This window comes from Bradyrhizobium ottawaense, assembly GCF_900099825.1.
GTDB lineage: Bacteria > Pseudomonadota > Alphaproteobacteria > Rhizobiales > Xanthobacteraceae > Bradyrhizobium > Bradyrhizobium ottawaense_A.
The window spans coordinates 4,539,813-4,562,571 of record NZ_LT629693.1; the positions used below are offsets into that span (position 1 = coordinate 4,539,813).

General features: G+C 63.2%; 22 protein-coding genes. 11 read left to right on the plus strand and 11 right to left on the minus strand.

Annotation, left to right across the window (positions count from 1 at the left end):
- Positions 1-31 precede the first annotated feature (31 nt).
- The 7 genes from BLR13_RS21160 to BLR13_RS21185 all read left to right on the plus strand — a co-directional run bounded on the left by BLR13_RS21160 (position 32) and on the right by BLR13_RS21185 (position 6,842).
- Positions 32-1,309, plus strand: a complete 1,278-nt coding sequence (locus tag BLR13_RS21160) for a Bcr/CflA family efflux MFS transporter (RefSeq protein ID WP_074819919.1) — start codon at positions 32-34, stop codon at positions 1,307-1,309.
- 13 nt (positions 1,310-1,322) lie between these two features.
- A complete protein-coding gene (locus BLR13_RS21165) occupies positions 1,323-1,622 on the plus strand; it encodes a hypothetical protein (RefSeq protein WP_074819915.1) in 300 nt (99 codons plus the stop codon).
- Positions 1,623-1,700: 78 nt separating this feature from the next.
- On the plus strand, positions 1,701-1,883 hold the full coding sequence (locus BLR13_RS40270) for a hypothetical protein (RefSeq protein ID WP_154070800.1): 183 nt from the start codon (positions 1,701-1,703) through the stop codon (positions 1,881-1,883).
- 318 nt (positions 1,884-2,201) lie between these two features.
- Positions 2,202-3,803: an alpha-amylase family glycosyl hydrolase gene (locus BLR13_RS21170; RefSeq protein WP_074819912.1), complete on the plus strand. Its 1,602-nt coding sequence runs from the start codon at positions 2,202-2,204 to the stop codon at positions 3,801-3,803.
- Between the two features lie 25 nt (positions 3,804-3,828).
- Positions 3,829-4,836 carry a glycosyltransferase family 4 protein gene (locus BLR13_RS21175; protein WP_074819910.1) on the plus strand — a complete coding sequence of 336 codons (1,008 nt, stop codon included), beginning with the start codon at positions 3,829-3,831 and terminating at the stop codon, positions 4,834-4,836.
- Between the two features lie 132 nt (positions 4,837-4,968).
- Entirely contained in the window at positions 4,969-5,916 is a 948-nt protein-coding gene (locus BLR13_RS21180) for an AraC family transcriptional regulator (RefSeq protein ID WP_143039702.1), read from the plus strand.
- A 170-nt stretch (positions 5,917-6,086) separates the two neighbouring features.
- Positions 6,087-6,842 (plus strand): outer membrane protein, encoded by a 756-nt coding sequence (locus tag BLR13_RS21185; protein ID WP_074819908.1) that lies wholly within the window; start codon positions 6,087-6,089, stop codon positions 6,840-6,842.
- A gap of 17 nt (positions 6,843-6,859) precedes the next feature.
- Here BLR13_RS21185 and greA read toward each other — a convergent pair whose 3' ends face one another.
- From greA to BLR13_RS21225, 7 genes are all read right to left on the minus strand, one after another.
- Positions 6,860-7,342, minus strand: coding sequence for a transcription elongation factor GreA (greA, locus tag BLR13_RS21190; RefSeq protein WP_074819907.1), 483 nt, complete (start codon positions 7,340-7,342; stop codon positions 6,860-6,862).
- Between the two features lie 66 nt (positions 7,343-7,408).
- Positions 7,409-8,431, minus strand: coding sequence for an LLM class flavin-dependent oxidoreductase (locus BLR13_RS21195; RefSeq protein ID WP_074819905.1), 1,023 nt, complete (start codon positions 8,429-8,431; stop codon positions 7,409-7,411).
- Positions 8,432-9,257: 826 nt separating this feature from the next.
- Positions 9,258-10,373, minus strand: a complete 1,116-nt coding sequence (gene tcuB, locus BLR13_RS21205) for a tricarballylate utilization 4Fe-4S protein TcuB (RefSeq protein WP_074819903.1) — start codon at positions 10,371-10,373, stop codon at positions 9,258-9,260.
- A 33-nt stretch (positions 10,374-10,406) separates the two neighbouring features.
- Positions 10,407-11,438 carry an esterase gene (locus BLR13_RS21210; protein WP_074819901.1) on the minus strand — a complete coding sequence of 344 codons (1,032 nt, stop codon included), beginning with the start codon at positions 11,436-11,438 and terminating at the stop codon, positions 10,407-10,409.
- 64 nt (positions 11,439-11,502) lie between these two features.
- Positions 11,503-12,903, minus strand: a complete 1,401-nt coding sequence (gene tcuA, locus BLR13_RS21215; RefSeq protein ID WP_074819899.1) for an FAD-dependent tricarballylate dehydrogenase TcuA — start codon at positions 12,901-12,903, stop codon at positions 11,503-11,505.
- Positions 12,904-12,987: 84 nt separating this feature from the next.
- Positions 12,988-14,298, minus strand: a complete 1,311-nt coding sequence (locus tag BLR13_RS21220) for an MFS transporter (RefSeq protein WP_074819897.1) — start codon at positions 14,296-14,298, stop codon at positions 12,988-12,990.
- Positions 14,299-14,445: 147 nt separating this feature from the next.
- Positions 14,446-15,345, minus strand: coding sequence for a transcriptional regulator GcvA (locus tag BLR13_RS21225; protein ID WP_074819895.1), 900 nt, complete (start codon positions 15,343-15,345; stop codon positions 14,446-14,448).
- A 115-nt stretch (positions 15,346-15,460) separates the two neighbouring features.
- Between BLR13_RS21225 and BLR13_RS21230 the strand changes: the two genes are divergently transcribed.
- Positions 15,461-15,664, plus strand: coding sequence for a DUF1127 domain-containing protein (locus BLR13_RS21230; RefSeq protein ID WP_074819892.1), 204 nt, complete (start codon positions 15,461-15,463; stop codon positions 15,662-15,664).
- Between the two features lie 85 nt (positions 15,665-15,749).
- Entirely contained in the window at positions 15,750-16,373 is a 624-nt protein-coding gene (locus BLR13_RS21235; RefSeq protein WP_074819890.1) for a GNAT family N-acetyltransferase, read from the plus strand.
- Positions 16,374-16,447: 74 nt separating this feature from the next.
- Here BLR13_RS21235 and BLR13_RS21240 read toward each other — a convergent pair whose 3' ends face one another.
- From BLR13_RS21240 to BLR13_RS21250, 3 genes are all read right to left on the minus strand, one after another.
- Positions 16,448-17,278 carry an enoyl-CoA hydratase gene (locus BLR13_RS21240; protein WP_074819889.1) on the minus strand — a complete coding sequence of 277 codons (831 nt, stop codon included), beginning with the start codon at positions 17,276-17,278 and terminating at the stop codon, positions 16,448-16,450.
- 77 nt (positions 17,279-17,355) lie between these two features.
- Positions 17,356-18,057, minus strand: a complete 702-nt coding sequence (locus BLR13_RS21245) for an SDR family NAD(P)-dependent oxidoreductase (RefSeq protein WP_074819888.1) — start codon at positions 18,055-18,057, stop codon at positions 17,356-17,358.
- A 32-nt stretch (positions 18,058-18,089) separates the two neighbouring features.
- Positions 18,090-19,088, minus strand: a complete 999-nt coding sequence (locus BLR13_RS21250) for a glutathione S-transferase family protein (RefSeq protein ID WP_074819886.1) — start codon at positions 19,086-19,088, stop codon at positions 18,090-18,092.
- 90 nt (positions 19,089-19,178) lie between these two features.
- On the opposite strand from BLR13_RS21250, the gene BLR13_RS21255 reads away from it, so the two are divergent.
- On the plus strand, positions 19,179-20,960 hold the full coding sequence (locus BLR13_RS21255; protein ID WP_074819884.1) for an acyl-CoA dehydrogenase family protein: 1,782 nt from the start codon (positions 19,179-19,181) through the stop codon (positions 20,958-20,960).
- 54 nt (positions 20,961-21,014) lie between these two features.
- Entirely contained in the window at positions 21,015-22,103 is a 1,089-nt protein-coding gene (locus tag BLR13_RS21260) for a Zn-dependent alcohol dehydrogenase (RefSeq protein WP_074819882.1), read from the plus strand.
- A 186-nt stretch (positions 22,104-22,289) separates the two neighbouring features.
- Here BLR13_RS21260 and BLR13_RS21265 read toward each other — a convergent pair whose 3' ends face one another.
- On the minus strand, positions 22,290-22,643 hold the full coding sequence (locus BLR13_RS21265) for a nuclear transport factor 2 family protein (protein ID WP_074819880.1): 354 nt from the start codon (positions 22,641-22,643) through the stop codon (positions 22,290-22,292).
- Positions 22,644-22,759 lie beyond the last annotated feature (116 nt).

Below are 22,759 nucleotides of genomic sequence, written 5' to 3' on the forward strand. Positions count from 1 at the left end.
TTGGCGGGTTGTCCCGAAACTCAAGAAGGTGATGATCGAGGCTGGCGTGATTCTCGCCGTCGCCGCCTTCGGCGATCGCCCCAGCCTTGTTGAAAGGGATGACGTCGTGACAGATGCGATTGCAACCGCGCCAAAGGCTACTCCGTTCCTGCTGGCCGGATTGGTCGCGCTTGGCGAGTTCGCGGTCACGGCCTATATCCCGGCGATCACGATCATCGCCGATGGCCTGGGTGTCCGGACAGAGATCGTTCAAACCACCGTTTCGCTGGGGCTGGTAACGGGCGCGCTGGCTGGACTGGTCGTCGGCGCCATCGCCGACTCGATGGGACGCCGTCAACTGCTTTTCCCGGCGCTGGGGCTCTATATCGTGGGCAGCATCTTCGCTGCCGCGGCGCCCTCGATCGCGTGGTTGTTTATCGGCCGGGTATTTCAGGCGGTCGGCGCCTGCGCCGGAATCATCTTGAGTCGCGCCATCGCCCGCGATCTCCATTCCGGTTCGCAGCTCACGCGATTGTTGAGTGCAGTAACACTGGTGTTTTCGCTGGCTCCGGCGGTTGCGCCGCTGTTCGGCGGGCTTCTTGCTGCGTGGCTTGGATGGCGCGCGATCTTCGCATTCGCTGCCAGCTACGGATGCGTCGTATTTGCCGGCATGCTGCTTCTGCCGGAAACGAAAAAGACGCCGGCTGCACCGGTCAACGTCAAGGCAGTCTTCGCTACTTATAAAAATATCCTGACTTCCCGGAGTTTCGTTGTTCCAAACCTGGTCGCTGCAGCCCTGATCGCATCGATGTTTGCATTTTTGGTGAGTGTCGCCCCGATCTTTGTGAAAGGGCTGCAATTGAGCCCGGCTTTGGTTGGATGTTTTCCGGCCGTGGCCGTGTGCGGCACGATATTGGGCGCCTCGCTGGCGAGAGGGACCGCAACGCGCGTTCAGCCGGCGACGATCGTGCGTGTCGGTTCGCTGATTGCGTTGGCGAGTTCGGTCGCGATGGCATGGATTCCGATCTCGGCGCCCTATCTGCTGGGAACCATCACCTTCTTCTGCCTGGGGTGCGGCCTTGCCTTGCCGGTGACGGTCTCGATGGCGATGACCGATTTTGGCGACAGAGCGGGCGCGGCATCGGCATTGCTCGGCGCCATCCAGTCCATCGGCGGCACGATCGGCGCGTCGATGGTCGCATTGATCGGGGGCTCGGTCTATCGCGCCACGCCGGCCGCAATGATAATGGGTAGTGTCGTCGCGTTGACGTTGAGCCTGTCGTTAAGGGTCGTGGTGGCTGCGTCGAAATACGCGCGTGAGCCCGCGTAGAGGAGAGGCGATCATGACCAGGGCGTTGTTGAAAACCGCCGTGCTCGCGGTCGCGCTCGTCATTCGCTTAACGCCTGCCGACGCGCGCTCCGGGGTGATCAGCGCCGAAACCTATGCCTGCACGAGTTGGGGAGCCGCGCACCAATATACGATGCAGTCGCTGACGCCGAAGGGCGGGCAGATCAACCGGAACTGTCCGATTCGGCTGCCGAAAGGCACGCCGGTCGATGTCACCAACGAGGACGACGATGGCTATGCCGTGGTGACGCATCGCGGCAAGACATGGTGGGTCGACGGCGAACGGGTGCGGTGAAGGCGGGCGACTATCTCGGGATGATGCGAATGCTGCCGGACTCAAAAATGTCTGGCGGCCAGAAGTCCGAGCAGGACAGTGCCTGAGACGGCAAATACCACGACCATATTGGTCAGATTTTGCGTCGCCATCGATATCGTCGATGCCGCATCGACCGGCGGCGGGCCCGTTCTTGATTTTTTGCGTTTCGCCTTCTTCGACGTTGTCTTTGCAGACATTGCATTCCCCGGGGATGGCGGGTCAGGCCGCTTGGCGGCCTGACCCTGACGCTTTCCCTGTCGAGATTTGTTCTCGATCTGCAGCCACCATCGCATGCCCTCGGACGGGAAAGCTTAATGGGGCTGGTAAACCAAAGCTGACCGGAATTGTTGGTTTATGAATTCGCGACGTCCGGCCTCGATGCGCCCTCGACGGAACCTTAAGAAAACCGTCGACTTCCGATCGTAACAGGAACAGGGTCGTTGGCCGCGGCCGGATGCGCGCAATCTGTGGATTGACGCGAAAGACAGGATGGACGTGTTTTGACCACCTCACGTGCTCAGTAAGGACAGTCAGCCTGCCCGCCAGATCGCTGATGGCATGAGCGCGCCCTGGTGGCAGGGTTGTGCGATCTATCAGATCTATCCGCGCTCGTTTCAGGACAGTAACGACGACGGCATCGGCGACCTCAAGGGAATAGCGCGACGGCTCGATTATCTTGCCGGCCTTGGCGTCGGAGCCATCTGGATCTCTCCGATTTACCCGTCGCCGATGGTCGATTTCGGTTATGACGTTGCCCACTATTGCGACGTCGATCCACGCTTCGGCACGCTGGCGGATTTCGACGACCTGCTGGTGCAAGCCCACCGGCGCGGGCTCAAGGTTCTGCTCGATTTCGTGCCCAACCATAGCTCCGACCAGCATCCATGGTTCGTCGAGAGCCGCGCTTCGCGGGAAAATCAGAAGAGAGACTGGTACATCTGGCGCGACCCTGCGGCGGACGGCGGACCGCCGAATAACTGGATCAGCGATTTCGGCGGCTCGGCCTGGCAATGGGACGAGGCCACCGGACAGTATTATTATCACGCCTTCCTGAAGGAGCAGCCGGACCTCAACTGGCGTCATCCAGCCGTGCAGGCGGCGATGTACGATGTGATGCGTTTCTGGCTCGACCGCGGCGTCGATGGTTTTCGCATCGACGTGCTGTGGCACATGCTGAAGGCCGCGGATTTTCCGGACAATCCACCCAACCCGGCCTATCGGCCCGGGATGGGCGAAATGCACCGCCTGCTTCAACGCCATTCGACGGACCAGCCCGAGGTGCATCTGATCGCAGCCGAGATGCGCGAAATCGCCGACAGCTATGGCGCCAGGGGACAGGGCGAGCGGGTTCTGATCGGCGAGATCTACCTGCCGGTCGAGCGGCTGATGCACTATTACGGCGGCGAACGCCGCGGGGTGCACCTGCCTTTCAATTTCCAGCTCGTCGATATGCCATGGCGGGCGGCCGCCCTGGCAGCTGCTATCACCGGCTATGAGGCAGCACTACCGCCGCGTGGGTGGCCCAACTGGGTGCTCGGCAACCATGACCGGCCGCGGGTTGCGACCCGGCGCGGGCAGGCCCAGGCCCGCGTCGCTGCGGTGTTGTTGCTGACGCTGCGCGGCACGCCCACGCTCTATTATGGCGACGAGCTGGGTTTGAGCGATGTCGCGATCGAACCGTCGCAGGTGCGCGATCCGCGCGAGTTGCGTGAGCCCGGCCTGGCGTTGGGCCGCGACCCCGTGCGCACGCCGATGCCGTGGGATGACAGCGACAATGCCGGCTTCAGCAGGGCCAGGCCGTGGCTGCCGCTCAATGCCGACTGGCCGGCGCGCAACGTGATGCGCATGGCGGAGGACCCTCAGTCCATCCTGACGCTTTATCGCCGGTTGCTTGCGCTGAGATGCGATCGCCCGGCACTGTCGATCGGCGATTTCGCTCTGTTGAACGTGGCGGACGAGACCCTGGTTTACGCGCGCCGGCACGGCACGGAGCGGCTGATTGTGGCGCTCAACCTCGGGGAGCGACAGCACCGGCTTGAGCTGCCGGACTGGGCGCGCGGAAGCCGGATGCTGCTGTCCACGACCGGGGACGCGGCGCCGGTGGAAGCCGGCGTCCTCCTGTTACGATCGAATGAAGCTGTCGTGCTCGAGGCCCGATAGCACAACGCAGAGAAGGGACGCTACCTTGCGCATCGCCATGCTGGCGCCGATCTCCTGGCGAACACCGCCGCGCCATTACGGCCCCTGGGAGCTGGTGACGAGTCTCCTGACCGAGGCGCTGGTGGCGCGCGGCGTCGATGTCACCCTGTTCGCGACAAAAGATAGCATCACGACAGCGAAGCTGGATGCCGTCTGTCCGGCGCCCTATTCCGAAGACCCCGCGATCGACGCCAAGGTGTGGGAGATGCTTCACGTCGCCCATGTGTTTGAGCAGGCCGATCAGTTCGACCTCATTCACAATCAAGCTGATTTCGTACCGCTCGCCTTCTCGCGGCTGGTCGAAACCCCTGTGGTGACGACGATCCACGGTTTCTCGTCGGCGCGCATTCTGCCCGCCTACAAGGAATACGAAGCGCGCGTCCACTATGTCGCCATCAGCGACGCCGATCGCCATCCGGACCTGCGCTATGCCGCAACGATCCACCACGGCATCCCGCTTCAGGATTTCCCGTTCGATCCGCTTGGCGGCGAAGATCTGCTGTTCTTCGGCCGCATTCATCCGGACAAGGGTGCTGCCGAAGCGATCGCGGCGGCCCGTCGAACGGGGCGGAAATTGACGATCGCCGGCATTGTCCAGGACCGCAATTATTACGACCAGCATGTGGCGCCCGTACTCGACGGCGGGTCGGTGACCTATCTTGGTCCGGTTGGCGGAACGCTACGCGCCAAGACACTGGGCTCCGCACGCGCACTGCTTCATCTCATCAATTTCGACGAGCCGTTCGGTCTGTCGGTGGTGGAAGCGCTGGCCTGCGGAACGCCCGTCATTGCCTGCAATCGGGGGTCGATGCCCGAGCTGATAGAGGATGGCGTGACCGGATTTCTGGTCGATAGCCTCGACGCGGCGGTCAATGCGATTGGACGCATCGACGAAATCGATCGCGCGGCCTGCCGTGCCGCGGTATCCGCGCGGTTCACGGTGGACCTCATGGCCGATCGATATTTGAGCCTGTACCGATCAATCCTTGGCTGAGATCCGGGTTGGCAGGAAGTCAACTGCCGCAAAAGGCCTGCCTCTTGCGCGGGCAATTTACCGACGAATCGATCGAACCCGATACAAGGAAGACTACACTAATCGCTGGACGCATGTTTCAGTGGGGTGCTCTTGGGAACGATCTTCAACGCCTATAAAGGCCCGCCGACCGGTGCCGAATACGAGGCCTGGCGCGAGGTCGCCTGCCGCGCGTTCTGCGGCGTCGACATCCAGCCCAGCGAAGGCGGCGGGATCGACTGCCGCTTGAGGATTGATCCGATCGACGCTTTGGTGCTGGCGGCGCCAAGCGGATTGTCCGCGCAATTCTCGCGCACCAGGGAGATCCTCGGCGATGGCCGCGACGACCTCGTTTTGGTCGAGGCCCAATGGGGCAGCGTGCCGCTGCTGCAGGGTGACAAGATCATCGAGATGCAGGGCGGCCAATTATGCCTGACCGACATGAGCGTGCTCGGCTCGATCGGCCACGGCCCGCGCGGCGCGTTCCGGACGCTTGGTATTCCGCGCCAGGCGCTGCTCGCCGCCGCACCCCGCGCGGAAGATCAGCTCTCTATCGCGATTTCCGGCCACGACGTGTTGCGCGAAACGATCATCCGCTATCAGACGCTTTGCGGGAGCCAGGCGCCCGGTCTCGATGCCGCCGGCCAGCGTCTGATGGCCCGGCATCTGGTTGATCTGGTGGCGCTGTTGTTTACGTCACGGCCGGTGCGGCTCGAGGGACCAGGCGAACCCGGCCGTGCCTCGGCGCAGCTCGACCTCATCCGCGCCGACGCGCTGCGCGATCTCGGCAATCCCGCGCTCACGCTCGCAAACCTCGTGCGCCGCTACGGGCTCAGCGAACGGCAGGCGCAACGCCTGTTCGAACGATCAGGAAATACCTTCACCGAGTTCGTGCTGGAGCAACGGCTGCTGCTGGCCCGCAAGCTCGTCACCGATCCCACCCAGAGACATCGCAAGATCTCGGACGTTGCCCATATGTCCGGATTTTCCGATCTCTCCTATTTCAACCGCGCCTTCCGCAAGCGTTTTGGCGTTTCGCCGACCGAGATCCGGGCGGGATAGGCCGTGACATTTTCGCATCACGCGCCGAGCGATGCGATGCGCTGTCGCGCCACGCATAGTACCTGACGGCCCAGTCCAAGACAAAGATGCCGCTGTCGCTCATGGTCCACTGAGGCTGGAGATCGCCAGTTTGACGGCAAGCCTGTTTCGACAATTGGGAGCTTGGATTTATGTCATTTCGAGATTTCACGGCAATTGCGGCCGTTGCGCTCGCGGTATCCGCAACGACAGCGCAGGGCGCCGATCTGGGCACGCGACCGTATACAAAGGCGCCGATTGCGCCGGCTCCCGTCTATGCCTGGACCGGCTGCTACATCGGCGGAAATGTCGGCGGGGGTTGGGATCGCCAAGGTTACACCAACGTCAATCCCAATCGATTGCCGAATTTCGATCTGGGCTCCGAGGACAATTCGGGTGTGGTTGGTGGCGGGCAGGTTGGCTGCGACTATCAGGCGGGATCCTGGGTGTTCGGGGCGCAAGGCATGTTTGACGCTGCCGATCTCCGCGGCAGCAACCACGTGGTGCCGGGACCGACCAACCGCCAATTCCCGAATATCTTTGACCTGAGCGCGCGGACGTCGTGGGTGACGACCGCGACCTTGCGGGTTGGCTATGCGGTCGTTCCGCAGGCCCTTCTTTATGTCAAGGGTGGTGCTGCCTGGACGCATGGAAATCTTGATTACACGATCACCGGAATGGGCGTCTCAAATCAAACAGGCGGGGAGACGCGGTCCGGCTGGGTCATCGGTGGCGGTCTCGAATATCTCTTGGCGCCGAACTGGTCGGTTTTCGCCGAATACAATCACATGGATTTCGGTACACAGACGCTCAACACGCAGGATGCCTTCGGTTTCATCGAGCCGATTCGAGTCAGCCGCCGGATCGATACCGCCATGGCGGGCGTGAATTTCCGGTTCAGACCGTAGGGTAGGTGAGGCGGGCGTTACGAGATCGCGATGATCTCGAGCTCCTGACCGGGGGTGCCAACGACATCCCCGACAGCCTTGCCCATCAGCAACCTTGCCACCGGGGAGACGAAGGAAATCGAACCGGCCTTGGGGTCGGCTTCGTCCTCTCCGACGATATGATATGTCTGCACGCGTCCGTCGTGGCGCCTGAAGGTCACCGTGCTGCCGAAAGCAACGGTGTCGTTTGACGCAGGGGCGGCGATGACCTGGGCTGTCCGCACCCGCGCCGCAAAGTAGCGCGCATCGCGCAACGGGGTCGCGGCCTGCCGCCGCCGTTCGTTCACGTCCTCGATCTTCTGCGCCGCCTCGCACGCCTCGCGCGCCTGGTCGAGCTGGGATTGCAGAGCTTTCAAGCCTGCTTCCGTCACGAGGTTCGGATGCGGCGAGATCGGGCGGTCGGGCAGCAGTGTTTCCGACGCCGTCTCGGCACTGTCTTCCTTGGTGAAGGCAACGCTCACGCCCGGATTCCTTTCAGACAAGTCATACCAGCAAATGGATGGCTACTGAAAACGTTCCAACAGGCCTTAGCGCCAGCCGAGGGCGGGCGCGACGTGCTTCAGGATCGACTCAATGACATGGGCATTATAGGCCACCCCGAGCTGATTGGGGACGGTCAATAGCAGGGTGTCGGCTTCGGCGATGGCCTCGTCTTTCCTGAGCTGCTCGATCAGGACGTCCGGCTCGGCCGAATAGCCGCGCCCGAAAATCGCCTGGGTCTCAGGGGAAATAAAGCCGATCTGGTCATCCTCTTCGCCGCCGCGGCCGAAGTAACCACGGTCGCGATCGTCCATGATGGCGATGATGCTGCGGCTGATGGACACCCGCGGCTCGCGCGTATGGCCGGCCTCCTTCCAGGCCGAACGATACGCCCTGATCTGGGCCGCCTGCTGGATGTGGAAAGGCTCGTTGGTTTCGTTGTTCTTGAGCGTCGAACTCTGCAGGTTCATGCCGAGCTTCGCTGCCCATATGGAGGTGGCGTTCGAACTGGCGCCCCACCAGATGCGATCGCGCAGGCCTTGCGAATGCGGTTCGAGGCGCAGCAAGCCCGGCGGGTTCGGAAACATCGGGCGCGGGTTGGGCTGGGCGAAGCCTTTGCCGTGCAGCACATCAAGGAAGACCTCGGCATGGCGCCGTCCCATATCGGCATCGGTCTCGCCCTCGGCCGGCTGATAGCCGAAATACCGCCATCCATCGATGACCTGCTCGGGCGAGCCCCGGCTGATGCCAAGTTGCAGGCGTCCGCCCGCGATCAGATCGGCCGAGCCGGCGTCTTCGGCCATGTAGAGCGGGTTCTCATAGCGCATGTCGATCACAGCCGTGCCGATCTCGATCCGGCTGGTTCTGGCGCCGACGGCCGCCAGCAGCGGGAACGGCGAGGCGAGCTGGCGGGCGAAGTGATGCACGCGAAAATAGGCGCCGTCGGCGCCCAATTCCTCGGCTGCGACCGCGAGGTCGATCGATTGCAGCAGCGTGTCGGCCGCCGAGCGGGTCTGCGATTGCGAGGAGGGCGTCCAGTGCCCGAACGATAGAAATCCGATGTTTTTCATGCAGCCTATCTAGGTATTCCCGGCTGATTTGCGAGCACTTGCGGTGGGCGAGTCGCGGTGCCCGCAAGAGCGAATTTAAGCCACGGGTGCGGCAAAACAACCCGACGGGCAAATCACCAAAAGTCTGTCCAGCCCTTCGGATAAAAATATTTCTGTTGCCCCGTCGGGCAAATCAAAAGTCTAACTCCCGCCATCCTGTCCCACCAGAGGGGCGTAGGCCATCGTCGCAAACGAGGGGCAGGGAGCGGTGGACGTGATGGCGGCGAAGACGAACGCTGCTGTTGCGTACGGTGAAATCGTTTGGGTCCGACGCCCCGGTGCTGGCGTCAAGTGAGCGGAGCAATCCGCAAGCGATGGTGGCAAGAAAGCCGGTCACCAGGACGATTGCGTATAAGCCGTAAAGCCATTGCGCAGGGAAGGCCGGGTGTTCTCCGCTGAACCTGTATGCTCGTGTGCAGCATTTTTATACACATCGCACGCGAGACCGCGGGTGCAGCGCGCATCCGGTCTTCCCTGCGCCCTCTGATTTCGGAGGGTAAAGGTTTTCTTGCAAAACTCGGGCAAATCATGCCGCGAGAATGCACTCCGCTGTCATCGTCCGCGAAAGCGGACGATCCAGTATTCCAGAGGCAGCAGTGATGGAATCGACGGGCCATGGCGTACTGGATCGCCCGGTCACGCCGGCCGACGACAGTGAGATTGCGCCATTGCGAGGAGCGAAGCGACGCGGCAATCCATCTATCCGTTGTGCCGTGAAATGGATTGCTTCGCTTCGCTCGCAATGACGAGGAAAGAGCGAGCCAGCTTCGTTCATCTGGGCTACGGGTTACTCATTACCAGCCCCATGCATCATCTGCCGTTCCCGCGCGTAGCGCACCAGCGCAACGTACCGATAGATGCCGTGGACGAATTTGCCGTAGGGCATGGTGACGAACAGCGAGAACACCACGCCGAGATGCAGCGCCAGCAGCGGGCCCATTGCTGATGTATCGCGCAACAGCAACAGCGCGATGCCGGTCAGGCTGGTCAGGAACAGCATGACGATGAAGGAGACGTCCATGCCCATCCGTGTCGCGTCGACCAGCACAGGATCGCGCTTCCGCTTCTCGGCGAGCAGGCCGACCGGCCCGATCAGAAGCCCGATGCCGCCGAGCGTGCCCAGCACGACAGGCAGGTCCCACCACGCATAGGGTGCCTCGCGCGCGAACAGGTAATGATAGAGCGTCGCGACGCAGGTGGCGGCGAAGCACAGACCGAAGCCGTAGAAGGTCAGGTGGTGATACAGCTTGCGGCGGTCGGTCGGCTTGTCGTCCTCGTTGAAGCAGCCGACCCCGCCGCCGTCGAGATAGCGCAGCTCGCCGGCATCGCGCATCGCCTGCAACAGCGATCGCCAATCGGTCTTCATGCCGACGGGTTCGCCGATGTCGCGCCAGAACGCCACGACGCCCATCGCAAGGGCCACGATGGCATAGAGGAAGGCGGCGCCGAACAGGGCCGCCATCGCATTATGCGGCATCAATTTGTAGAACGCGCCCGGCCCGGTGTGGACGCCGAGCAGTACCAAAGGATCGGTGAACGCGGCGAAGCCGAAGATGAATGCGGCGACGCTAAGCGCCGCAACGATGCTGATGACGAGCCCGTTGCGCGCGAACGCACCGGCAAAGGCGCGTGGCCACACGTACGCAGCGTAGGAGTCGTTGCGCGCCACCGCCAGCGTCTGCGGCACATTGACGTTGAATTCATGCGGCGGCGAGAACTGGCAGTCGGTGTAACAGGCGCCGCAGGAATGACAGAGGTTGGCGAGATAGTTGAGGTCGCCGTCGGAAAACGCGCGGCGCATTTCCATCGCCGGAAACACCGCGCAGAGGCCCTCGCAATAGCGGCAGGAATTGCAAACCGTCATCAGGCGGTCGGCCTCTTCGAGAATTCGCGTTCCGTGCATGTCGCGTTGCTTCCTGCCCGATGCCGGGCCGTGTTACTTCGTCAGGCCCTTGCCTTCGAGCCATTTCTGGATCAGGGCGGCGACCTCGGCGTTGTTCTTGTCCATCATCAGCATGTGCGAATTGCCGGTGATGCCGACCTGCGGCAGATCGACGATATCGACGCTGCCGCCGGCGGCCTTGATCCTGTCGCCGAACGCAATGCCGGTGGCGCGGATCTTCGGCCAGCGCGAATCCTTCTCGATGTAATCGCCATAGACGATCAGGGTCGGGATGTTCTTCAGCACCTCGGCCTTGTCGGGATCGCCGACACCGGCAGGCTCGAGCGCGATCAGCGCCTTGACCTTGTCGGGCCGCGCCTGCGCCACCTTGAAGCCGAAGCTGCCGGCCTGGCTGTGGAACATGATGATGGAGGGGCCGACACGGTCGATCTCGGCGATATAAGCGGCGACGATCGCATCGTCGGTGGTGGTCCAGCGCGGCACGTTCTGCTTGACGAAATTCTCGTAGCCTTCGTTCGGAAACTGGCTGCCCGGCATCAACTTCCGTTTCGCCGGATCCGGATCGTAGGAGTTGGGGCCGTCGCCGATGCGAAAACGCTGGAACGGGTTAGCGGTGGTGAGAAACACCGGCTCGCCCTTGAAGATGTCAGGATATTGCGCCCAGCCGGCGCGGCCGCGCTCGACGGCATCGGAATTGTAGACGCTCCAGCCCTTGCGCAGAAAATAATTCAGAAAACCTTCGCGGCCGTCGGGCGTGGTTTCCCAGGTGACGCCGGTCAGCCCGCCGCCATGCCACATCAACAGCGGATAGGCGCCCTTCTCGTTGGCGGGCAGGAAGTACTGCACGTACATCTGCTCGACCTGATAGGTGCCGTTGGGGTCGACCTTGGCCGGCACGCCGCCCGGCGTGAAGGTGACTTCCTTCACCGGCTTGCCACTGATTTCGACCAGCCGTCCGCCGACATGGAACGAGCCCATATCGCGCAGCGCGATCGGCTCGGCGGCCTGTGCCAGGGCTGCGCTCATCAGCAGAGCGGCGATGGACGCAAAGATAGTACGCGACATGTGTCTTCCTCCCGCGTTCTTCTCCCTCTCCCCGCAAGCGGGGCGAGGTGAATCGAGCCCTGCATCAGTTCTTGGCATTCCTGGCGGCTTCCCGTCCCGCCACCCGTCCGAACACGCTGCCGATGGTCATGCCGATGCCGGCGGCGTAGCCCTTGCCGAGCACGTTGCCGGCCATGATCTCGCCGGCCGCGAACATGTTGGCGGAGGGCTTGCCGTCCTTCATCACCATGCGCGACTGCTTGTTCACGCGGGTGCCAAGATAAGTGAAAGTGATGCCGGGCCGCACCGGATAGGCCAGATAAGGCGGCGCATCGATCTTGCGCGCCCAGTGCGTCTTCGCCGGCGTGATGCCTTCGGTGCGGCAATCGTCGAGAATGGTGTGATCGAAGGTGCCGGGCTGCACCGCGGCGTTGAAGTCGGCGAGCGTCTTCTCAAGTGCTGCCGGATCGAGTTCGAGCTTGGCCGCAAGTTCGGCGATGGTGGGCGCACCGATCGGCGGGAACAGCGTCGGCATGAAGCTGGTCACGACGCTGGAATCGAAGATGATGTAGGCGATCTGGTCGGGCTGCGCTGCGACCAGCCGGCCCCAGATCGCATAACGCTTCGGCCAGATGTCCTCGCCCTCGTCGTAGAAACGCTGGGCGTGCTTGTTGACGACGATGCCGAACACCACCGAGTCATGGCGGGTGATGATGCCGCCGTCGAATTTCGGCGCGCGGGCGTCGATCGCGACCGCGTGGCACTGGGTGGGATCGCCGATGTCCTGCACGCCGTTGTCGAGCAGCATCTTCAGGATCGAACCGCGGTTATATGGCGTGCCGCGGATCAGGAAATTGTCGGCGGCATCGCCCCAATATTGCTTCAGCCATTCGATGTTGGCCTCAAAACCGCCGGCGGCCGCGACCAGAGCGGAGGTGCGGATTTCGGTGGCGCCGTTGATCGGCTGCTTCAGCGTGGCGCCGAGAAACATGCCGTCCTCGATCTGCAGGCCGGTCACCTCGGCGTCGTAGACGATCTCGACGCCGAGTTTTTCGGCGGTGAGATAGAGCGCGTTCAGCATCGCCCTGCCGCCGCCGAGGAAAAACGAATTGGTGCGGCCAAGGCTGAGCGTGCCGCCGAGCGAGGGTTGCCAGCGTACGCCCTGTTCGACGACCCAGTTCAGGATGTCCTTGGACTCGTGGATCATGAAGCGCGCCAGTTCCTCGTCGGTCTGGCCGCCGGTCACTAGCAGCAGGTCCTGCCAGAACTCCTCCTCGGTGTAGGGGCCGGTGAGGATTTCGGTCGCCGCGTCATGGGCGCAGCGCATGTTGCGGGTGTGGCGGGTGTTGCCGCCGCGGTAGAATTTCGGCGCGCCCTCCAGCACCAGCACGGAAGCGCCCGCGCGCCGGGCGCTGATCGCGGCGCACAGCGCGGCGTTGCCGCCGCCGATCACCAGCACATCAAATTTGCGATTAAAATCCACCATGCGCTCTTGTTATCGTCATTTGCATGGAAATCAAACGTGCCGCCGGGCAGGCCGGTCGGCTTGCCCGGCGATTTCGCGCTGCGGTTATGCGGGCACGACGTCTCGCGTCGCGATGGTCTTGCCGCCGCGATAGATGACGAGGGCGGCCACGATGCCAAGCGCCGCAGCGCACATGAGCCAGTAGCCGGGAGAGGCCTTGTCGCCGGTGTGGTCGATCAGCCAGGTCGAGGCGAACGGCGTGAAGGTGCCGAACAGGCCGGCGGCGAGGGCAAAGGCCAGCGAGAAGCAGGTGGTGCGGACATGCGCCGGCACCACCTCGACCAGCGCGCCCAGCATGGTGCCGCTGTAGACGCCGAAATAGAACGAGAACATCATTTCGACCGCCAGCATCTTGCCGAAGGTCGGCGCGGCGACAAGCCAGTTCAGCACGGGGTAGGCTGTCACAAGCGCGAGGCAGGCAATTGTCAGCAGCACCGGCTTGCGGCCGATACGGTCGGATACCGCGCCGCCGACCGGATTCCAGATGAAATTCATGACCGCCACCAGAAGGGTGACGATCAGGGCTTCCTGCGTCGAGAGCTTCAGCACCGTCTTGCCAAAGGTCGGCGTGTAGACGGTGACGAAGTAGAAGGTCGTGGTGGTCAGGACGGCCATCATCATGCCGAGCACGATGATCTTCCAGTTGACCGCCGCCGAGCTGAAGACTTCCGACGTGCTCGGATGCTTCTTCATCGCCAGGAACGCCGGCGTTTCCTCCAGCGTCCGCCGGAGGAAGAAAATGAAGGGAATGATCAGGCAGCCGATGAAGAACGGGATTCGCCATCCCCATGCCGCCACGGTTGCCGCCGGCATGGCCTCGCTCAACGCGAAGCCGATGATCGCGGCGACGAAGATCGCGACCTGCTGGCTGGCGGACTGGAACGAAGTATAGAAGCCGCGGTTGCCGGGGGTGGAAATCTCCGCGAGGTAGACCGACACGCCGCCAAGTTCGACGCCGGCAGAGAAGCCCTGCAGCAGGCGGCCGATCAGCACGATGGCCGGAGCAGCCACGCCGATGGTCGCATAGGTCGGACAGAAGGCGATCGTTACCGTGCCGAGTGCCATGATCGCCAGCGTGACAATGAGGCCCTTGCGGCGGCCGATGCGGTCGATATAGGCGCCGAGCACGATCGCGCCGACCGGGCGCATCAGCGCGCCCAGCCAGAACACGCCGAAGGTGTTGAGCAGGGCGGCGGTCTCGTTCTCGGATGGGAAGAACGCCTTGGCGATGTAGGAGGCGTAGAAACCGAACAGGAAGAAGTCGAACTGCTCGAGGAAATTGCCGCTGGTGGCGCGCAGGATGGCGCCGATACGCGATTTGATCTGCGGTATTTCCGAATTGTCCGTCTGCGACATATCAGCTGTTTCCCCCGTTTGCGCTCCGGCGAAAATTCCGCCAGCCGAGACAGTTGTCCTGCCTTGGTGTGGCAATCTGCCACGCCTGCGCGGCCCGACCAACCGCAAATCGCGGGCGCGGCCCTGACAACGGGGAATACCGGATTTTCAGGGCTTGGTTTGCGCCGAGGCCACCAGCCATTGCCGGAACGCCGACAGTTTCGGCGGGTCGGTTCGTCCGGCCGGCGAGACCAGATAGAATCCGGCGTCGACCGGCAGCGTGATCTTGAAGGGAACCACGAGCCGGCCCCTGGCGATGTCTTCCTGCACATAGGCGGTGCGGCCCATCGCGACGCCGAGGCCGTCGATCGCGGCCTGCACGGTCATGAAGATCATGTCGAAGGTCACGCCGGGCTGTTTGGAAAAATCGGCCGGCAGACCCGCCGCCCACAGCCACAGCCGCCAGTCGTCGCTGTTGGCGTTAGAGGTGTGCAGCAGCACATGGTCTTTGAGGTCCTCAGGGCATTTCAGCGGCTTGTTGCCCTTCAGCAGGCTCGGGCTGCACACCGGGAACAATTCGTCCGCCATCAGCCAGTCGGCGCGCAGCCCTGGCCATTGGCCCCGGCCGTAGCGGATCGCGGCGTCGACATTGTCGCGCTGGAAATCGACCAGGCTGGTCGAGGTGGTGATGCGCACGTCGATGCCGTGATGTTCTTCCTGGAACGCGGTCAGCCGGGGCAAAAGCCACTTGGCGGCCAGCGACGCCAGCGTCGAGACCGTCAGCACATGGTCGTCGTCCTTGCGCAGCAGCCGGTCGGTGGCAAGCCTGAGATCGTTGAATGCGGCGCGGATGCCGGGGAGGTAATCCGTGGCCTGCGGCGTCAGGGTCAGCGCGCGGTTCTGGCGGACGAACAGGGGGATTCCTAGCTCCTCCTCCAGCCGCTTGATCTGATGGCTGATCGCGGTCTGCGTCACATTCAGCTCGGACGCCGCCTGGGTGAAGCTCAAATGCCGGGCCGCGGCCTCGAAGGCGCGCAATCCATTCAGCGAGGGCAGCCTGACGGTCATTTCCGCATTCCCGAATACATGAGTTTATATCATGCGAAGCGGTACAAAGTGTCGTTTGTGAATGGGTCTGTTTGCGCAGATATTAGCCTCAACAAGTTAGCTAAAGGAGTTTCAAATGTCCACTTTTACGCATGATTCGATGATAAATCATCATGGACAGGGCGTATTGGCCGAGCTGGCCGAGACCGTCCATGTCTGGCGGCAGCGCTACGAGGCGCGCCGCGAGCTGGCGCAGTGGTCCGACCGGGATCTCCACGACATCGGCCTGTCCTCGGGCGATGCCATCTTCGAGACCTCAAAGCCGTTCTGGCAGGCCTAGGGCAGCCAAGCCGGCGTCGCCTCATCAGGGGACGCCGGCGATTTTCTCGGAGATCCAGAATTCCTAGAGATCGGGAGAGCGTGCCATGACAACCCTGCGTTTCGACGATCTCAAGCAGTATTCCGACACGCTGCGCTCGCGTAGCGGCGAGGCGGTCACCGTTCGTTTCGTCGAACCGCGCGACGCTGAGCCGCTGCAGGCCTATTTCCGTTCGCTCACGACCCGCTCACGCTACAACCGCTTCCTCGGCGCGATGCGCGAATTGCCGGCGACGCTGCTCGCGCACTTCATTCATGTCGGCGAGGCCGAGCAGTTCAGCGCGGTCGCAACCATGATGTTCGATGGTTACGAGACCATCGTCGGCGAAGTCCGCTATGCCTTCCACGCCGAGACGTCGAGCATCGAATTCGGCCTGTCGGTCGACGACCGCTGGCAGGGTCACGGCATCGGCAAGGCGCTGTTGAAAAATCTCGAATGCCGCGCGGCATCGTTCGGTGCCGAGCGCATCTTTGGTGACACGCTGCGTTCGAACGAGTCGATGATCAGCCTCGCCCGCAAGGCCGGCTACGCCTTCGCGCAAAGCCCCGGCGACTGGAAGCTGGTGCGCTTCGAAAAGCAGATCGATATCCAGCCGCGCGACATTCCCTGCGCAAGCTGGAAACTCGCCGCCGCCTCCCGTCAGTTCGCAATCCCTCCTCTTGCGAGCTGACAGGATCTAAGCCCGGTTCTGGCGGTAACCAGAACCGGGCTATTTTTCTTCGCCGACTTGGCAGATGCCGATCTTCAAGCCCCCTTGAACACCGCCTTGCGCTTCTCGACAAACGCCTGCACCGCTTCCTTGTGATCTGATGTCACCTGGCAGCGGACCATGCGCTCGGCTTCATGATCGCGCGCGGTGGCGAAATCGAACATCAAGGCTTCGTCGAGATTGTCCTTCATGTAGCGAATCGCGATCGTCGGTCCGTCGGCGATCGATTTGGCGAGCGCGAACGCCTCCGCCTGCAGCTTGTCGTCCGGGACCACGCGGTTCACAAGGCCGATCGCCTCGCATCTTGCGGCATCGACCCGCTCGCAGGTGAACATCAGTTCCCGCGCCCGCGAGGTGCCGACCAGCCGGGTCAGCAGCCACGCGATGCCGTAGTCACCGCTCAGGCCGACCTTGAGATAGCCGGTGGAAAGGAATGCCGATTGCGCGGCGATCCGCATGTCGCAGGCCATGGCGAGCGCCAGGCCGGCGCCGACCGCGGGGCCGGGCAATGCTGCAATGGTCGGCTTGCGCACCGAGACCAGCGCGCCGGTCAAGAGGCGCTGCCGCTCCTGAAGGTCGGCGACCCGCTCGTCGTGGGACATTGCCAGCTTGTTCTTGTCGCGGTTGGCGCCCATGCCCTTGACGTTGCCGCCGGCGCAGAACGCGGTGCCGGCGCCGGTCAGCAGCAGCACGCCGACGTCGGGGTTCTCGCCGCAGGCCTTGATCATGTTGCGCAAGGCCGGCGTCAGATTATCCGACATCGCGTTGCGGGCCTCGGGGCGGTTCAGCGTGATGATGGCGACGCGGTCGCGGATCACGCACAGCAATTCGTCGGTGCCGGTGTCGATCTTGGTCTCGGTGGTCATGGTTCCCCCAGTTTCTTATTTGGCCCGTCGTTCCGGGTTGTCGCATCGCCCCGCAATGACGGTGATGGTTATTCGCCCTAAAACTTCTCGACCCATGGCCGCAGTTCCAGCTCCCAGGTCCAGGCGCTGCGCGGCTGTTGCAGCACATTCCAGTAGCTTAGCGCAATGGCATCGGGATCGAGCATCGAGTCCGGTCGGTCAGCGGGCTCGGTTCGGGCTGCGCTGCGGATACCGCCGTCGATGACGAAATGTGCGATGTGGATGCCCTGCGGCGACAATTCGCGCGCCATGCTCTGGGCGAGCCCGCGCAGCGCGAACTTGCCCATCGCGAACGGCGCCGATTGCGCATAGCCCTTGACGCTGGCGGAAGCGCCGGTGAACAGGATGGCGCCGTGCTTGTTCGGCAGCATGCGTTGCACCGCCTGCTGCGCCACCAGAAAGCCGCCGAACGCCGAGACCGCGATCGCCTGCGCGACGTCTGCCGGCGCCAGATCGATGAAGGCGCCGCGCGCCCGCCCGCTGGCATTGTAGACGACAAGGTCAGGCGCGCCGATCTCGCGTTCGACCAGGCCGAACAGCCGCTCGACATCCTCCGCACTGGTGGCGTCGCAGGCAAAGGCGCGGGCGCCGGTCTCGGTGCAGAGCGCGCCGAGCTTCTCGATCTTGCGGGCGGCGAGCGCGACCTTGATGCCCTCGCGCGAAAACAGCCGCGCCAGCGATGCGCTCAGGCCTTCTCCGGCGCCGACGATCAGCGCGTTCTTGTATTTCGGCGATTCCATGGGCGCGTTCCTCGGATGGTGGGACTAGGTATCTAGGCGCGCAATCCCGCGAGGCAACCCGCCGCGGCCAGGATCAGGTCGAGATCCCGCTTGTCGGCGATCCCAGCGTATTTGGCGCGGAGCATGCCGAGCGAACGGGCGTGATATTTTTGCGGCTTCTGGATCCAGACCTTGTCGCCGAGGGTGACGCTGAACTCGTCCTTGCCGTCCGCCAGCGCCTTCTCGTTGGCCAATGTCCAGGTCCAGAATTGCCGCCCCACCTGCTTGGTCAGGATCGGCATCAGGGTCGGCGCCAGTGCGCTCCATGTTTCGAACGCGCCTTCGTTCCGCGGCCACAGCATGCGGTGCACCCAGTCGAGCACATGCGGCGCGCCGCCGCCGATCAAGCCACCCACGGTCGGATCGGTCCACATCTCATAGAACTGGCCCCAGAGGCCAAAGTCGCCGTAGGCCGGCCGTCCGCCGAACAGATAGGGGCGCGTCGCCAGATGCGCGTCGAGCAACCCGAGCATTTCCCGGAAGCCGGTCTCGATCTGCGGCGCGGTCGTGGCATTCGAGCCGACGAACCAGACCCGGTCGACCATGCGTGCCCGCACCTGCGCCGTGAACGCATCATGCTCCTGCTCGCTGGCCCCGGGCGCGCGCATCCGCGCAATGCGGCCGGCCGAGGAGATCTGATCGACGTCACGGCCCCAGCGGTAGTGGAACATCCATTTGTTGCCCCACTCATCGCCGAACTCCTCGATCAGCGCGGAGATGAACTGCGTGACGGGCTCGCCGGGATGAATCGATGCTTCGGGGTGAAGCTTCTCGATCCGGTCGATGATCGGCGTGGAATCCTGGATGCCAGTACCGTCAGGCGTTACCACCAGCGGGATGATCGGCATTTTGGCGAATTTCTCGAATTCCGGCTGGCTTGCCGCATTGCGCAACACCCATTGATGCGGAATTCCCTTGTAGCGGAAATAGGAGCGGACCTTGACGGAGTAGGGCGACATTTCGGCGCCGATGATGCGATATCCGTCCGCCATGGGTGGTCCTCTAATTATGGTTGTTGACGGCGTGATCGCCTGCGTTATCGGTAGATGACCAATATCGGGCGGAACGAACAAGGGCTAAAAATGCAGCCACTCAAGCAGGAACGCGCGGCAGCCTCAGCCAATCAGCCGGGCTTGCTCGCACCGGACACAACGGGGATGAATTTCTACCGGGCCGATCCGGCGCTGACGGATCTGCTCAAGCTGCATCTTCCCGATGCGCTGTTTCGCCATATCGAACCGCATCTCGATCGCCTCGGCGGACTGGCTGGCGGCTATCTCGACGAATGCGCGCGGCTGGCCGACCGGCACACGCCGGTGCTGCATCAGCGCGACCGCTTCGGGCGCGATTCCCAGTACATCGAATATCATCCGGCCTATCGCGAACTGGAGAAGGCTGCCTTCGGCGAGTTCGGTATTCACGCGTTGTCGATCCGCAAGGGCATCATGGGCTGGCCGGACAAGTATCCCGTCGTCGCCAAGCACGCCTTTACGTTCCTGTTCAACCAGACCGAATTCGGCATGGGCTGCCCGATCAACGTCACCGACGGTTGCGCAAAGCTCTTGAATAATTTCGGCAGCGACGCCCTGAAGGCGCGCTATCTCGACGGCCTGACCCAGACCGACATGAGCAAGCTGACCCAGGGCGGTCAGTTCATGACCGAGAAGGAAGGCGGCTCCGACGTCGGCACGCTGACCACGACAGCCGTGCAGGAAGGCGATCATTGGCGGCTCACCGGCGAGAAATGGTTCTGCTCCAATGCTGACGCCGAAGTGGTGATGCTGCTGGCGCGGCCGGAAGGTGCCGGCCCCGGTACGCGCGGCGTCGGGCTGTTCCTGATGCCGCGGCGGTTGGAGGACGGTTCGCAAAACCACTACCGGATCGTGCGTTTGAAGGACAAGCTCGGCACCCGCTCGATGGCCTCGGGCGAGATCAAGCTGGAAGGCGCGATTGCGTATGCGGTCGGCAAACTCGATCGCGGCTTCGTGCAGATGGCCGAGATGGTGAACTCGTCCAGGCTCTCCAACGGCGTCAAATCCACCGCGCTGATGCGGCGGGCGCATCATGACGCGATGACGGTGGCGAGAAACCGCGTCGTGTTCGGCCAGCGCATCATCGACCTGCCGCTGGCGCGGCGGCAGTTGATGAAGATCATGCTGCCGACCGAGCAGGCGCTGTCGATGAGCTTCCTCACCGCCGATGCGCTGGACCGTGCCGAGGCCGGCAGCCAGGATGCGGCGGCGCTATTGCGTATCCTGACCCCGACCCTGAAATTCCGCGCCACCCGCGACGCCCGCAAGGTGTGCGGCGATGCGCTGGAGATGCGCGGCGGCATCGGTTACATCGAGGAATTCGCCACCGCGCGGCTGCTGCGCGATGCCCATCTCGGTTCGATCTGGGAAGGCACCGGCAACATCGTCGCGATCGATGCGCTGAAACGCGCGGTCGGCCGCCACGGCGCCGATGCCGCGCTCGCCGCCGACCTGCACGCCCGGCTCGACGACAGCGCCAACGTGCCGCAGGCCTGGCGCAATCGTCTGGGCGACCTTGCCGATCGCGCGATCGGCTTTGCCCGTGAGGTTGCCGCCCGTTCCGACAATGAGGGCGACGCCCGGCGCGCGACCAGTCTTCTGTATCATGTCGCCAGCGCGGTCGCGCTGGCCTGGGAAGGCGGCCGCATTCACGAGATGCGCGGCGACGCGAGGCGGCTCTTGCTGTCGCGCATGGTGATCGACCATCGCGTGTCCCCGAGCGATCCGTTCCAACTGACGGAAAGTCCCGCGCAACGTGCGATCACCGGGCACCTGCTCGACGAGCGCGCGATCGGCATGGCCGAGGTTGGCGAATTGCTTACGGCAGCATAGGCTGCGTGCCGACACCCGTTCCGGTTCAAGAAACATAAAATAAAGGGAGTACCCATGAAGGCCGCCGTACTGTTTGAAGTCAACAAGCCGCTGCAGATCGAGGATGTCAGTGTGCCGAATCCCGGTCCGCGCGAAGTCCTGATCCGCACCCGCGTCGCCGGCCTCTGTCACTCCGACCTGCACTTCATGGAAGGGCTGTATCCGCACCCGCTGCCCGCGGTGCTCGGTCACGAATCCGCCGGGGTCGTCGAGAAGGTCGGCTCCGATGTCACCTATGTGAAGCCCGGCGATCACGTCGTGACGTGCCTGTCGGTGTTCTGCGGCACCTGCGACAACTGCACCACCGGCCGCACCGTGCTGTGCACCGACACCACCGTGAAGATGCTGCCGGGCGCTTCCAACCGGCTGTCCTGGGCGCGCTCGGAGAAACTCAACCAGTTCCTCAACCTGTCGTCGTTCGCCGAGCAGATGCTGGTGCACGAAAACGCCATCGTCAAAATCCGGAAAGACATGCCGCTGGAGTTGGCGGCGCTGATCGGCTGCGGCGTCATCACCGGCTACGGCGCGGTGGTCAACACCGCGGGCGTCAAGGCCGGTGAAACCGTCGCCGTAATCGGCTGCGGCGGCGTCGGCATGGCGGCGATCAACGGCGCGGCGATTGCCGGCGCCGGCCGCATCATCGCGATCGACACCAATCCGGCCAAGCTGCAGCTCGCCACCAAGTTAGGCGCCACCGACATCGTAGATCCCCGCAACGGCGACGTGGTGCAGCAGGTGCGCGACCTCACCAATGGCGGCGTGCAGCATTCCTTCGAAGTGCTGGGACGGAAAGAGACCGCGGAACAGTCGTTCGCCATGCTGGCGGCCGGCGGCACTGCAACCATCGTCGGCATGATCCCGTTCGGCCAGAAGATCGAATTGCACGGCTTCGATTTCCTGCGCGAGCGCCGCATCCAGGGTTCGTCGATGGGTTCAAATCATTTCCGCGTCGACATGCCCCGACTCATCGAATTCTACATGCGTGGCAAGCTGCATCTGGAAGACTGGATTTCGGCCAAGCTGAAGCTTTCCGAGATCAACGAGGGCTTTGCCAACATGAAGGCCGGCAAGACGCTGCGCAGCGTGATCATGTTTGACGCGTGATTAGGCCGTCGTCCCGGCCTTGAGCCGGGACCCATACGCCGCGGCGGATGTGTGCGGCACAGTGGGAGACGCTGTCATTCCGGGATGGTCCGAAGGACCAGACCTCAGATGCGCAATTGCGCATCGGGGAATCTCGAGATTCCGGGTTCGATGCTGCGCATCGCCCCGGAATGACGGTGTTGGAAATTACCGCGACACGTGCGCGGACACCGCGAGCCACTTGCCGTTCTGCCTGGCCCAGCAATCGGTATAACGCCCGTTCGCCTGCGTGCCGTCCGCGGTCGTATAGCTGGTGGCGGCGTGGATGATAGCGAAGTCGCCGAGGATGCGAATCTTCACGTCGTATTCTCTGAGGTTCCTGATCGTCACCGGCACGGCCGTCTGCTTCAGGAATGCTGCGCGGTCGACCAGCGTCTTGTCGGGATTGGAGCAGTAGAACTCCGCCGCCAGGATTTCGTCGAAGCGCCTGACGTCGCAATTCTGCACTGAGGCGACATAGTCGCGGTTGAGTGCGGTGAGTTGATCGAGATCGCCGGACATTGGTTTCTCCTCTGCCGTCCCTCATGGTGAGGAGGCGCGTTAGCGCCGTCTCGAACCATGCGGGCCCGAATATTCGTCGTGTCTCATCCTTCGAGACGCGGCGAAGACGCCGCTCC

Bases quoted from the DNA above. Each gene is read 5' to 3' on its own strand.
- BLR13_RS21225 (WP_074819895.1), bottom strand. From the start codon at position 15,345: ATGACCGTCAGGCTGCCCTCGCTGAATGGATTGCGCGCCTTCGAGGCC.
- BLR13_RS21165 (WP_074819915.1), top strand. From the start codon at position 1,323: ATGACCAGGGCGTTGTTGAAAACCGCCGTGCTCGCGGTCGCGCTCGTC.
- BLR13_RS21220 (WP_074819897.1), bottom strand. From the start codon at position 14,298: ATGTCGCAGACGGACAATTCGGAAATACCGCAGATCAAATCGCGTATC.
- BLR13_RS21170 (WP_074819912.1), top strand. From the start codon at position 2,202: ATGAGCGCGCCCTGGTGGCAGGGTTGTGCGATCTATCAGATCTATCCG.
- BLR13_RS21245 (WP_074819888.1), bottom strand. From the start codon at position 18,057: ATGGAATCGCCGAAATACAAGAACGCGCTGATCGTCGGCGCCGGAGAA.
- BLR13_RS21160 (WP_074819919.1), top strand. From the start codon at position 32: ATGATCGAGGCTGGCGTGATTCTCGCCGTCGCCGCCTTCGGCGATCGC.
- BLR13_RS21210 (WP_074819901.1), bottom strand. From the start codon at position 11,438: ATGTCGCGTACTATCTTTGCGTCCATCGCCGCTCTGCTGATGAGCGCA.
- BLR13_RS21240 (WP_074819889.1), bottom strand. From the start codon at position 17,278: ATGACCACCGAGACCAAGATCGACACCGGCACCGACGAATTGCTGTGC.
- BLR13_RS21250 (WP_074819886.1), bottom strand. From the start codon at position 19,088: ATGGCGGACGGATATCGCATCATCGGCGCCGAAATGTCGCCCTACTCC.
- tcuA (WP_074819899.1), bottom strand. From the start codon at position 12,903: ATGGTGGATTTTAATCGCAAATTTGATGTGCTGGTGATCGGCGGCGGC.
- tcuB (WP_074819903.1), bottom strand. From the start codon at position 10,373: ATGCACGGAACGCGAATTCTCGAAGAGGCCGACCGCCTGATGACGGTT.
- BLR13_RS21260 (WP_074819882.1), top strand. From the start codon at position 21,015: ATGAAGGCCGCCGTACTGTTTGAAGTCAACAAGCCGCTGCAGATCGAG.
- BLR13_RS21230 (WP_074819892.1), top strand. From the start codon at position 15,461: ATGTCCACTTTTACGCATGATTCGATGATAAATCATCATGGACAGGGC.
- BLR13_RS21195 (WP_074819905.1), bottom strand. From the start codon at position 8,431: ATGAAAAACATCGGATTTCTATCGTTCGGGCACTGGACGCCCTCCTCG.
- BLR13_RS21235 (WP_074819890.1), top strand. From the start codon at position 15,750: ATGACAACCCTGCGTTTCGACGATCTCAAGCAGTATTCCGACACGCTG.
- BLR13_RS21265 (WP_074819880.1), bottom strand. From the start codon at position 22,643: ATGTCCGGCGATCTCGATCAACTCACCGCACTCAACCGCGACTATGTC.
- BLR13_RS21255 (WP_074819884.1), top strand. From the start codon at position 19,179: ATGCAGCCACTCAAGCAGGAACGCGCGGCAGCCTCAGCCAATCAGCCG.
- BLR13_RS21185 (WP_074819908.1), top strand. From the start codon at position 6,087: ATGTCATTTCGAGATTTCACGGCAATTGCGGCCGTTGCGCTCGCGGTA.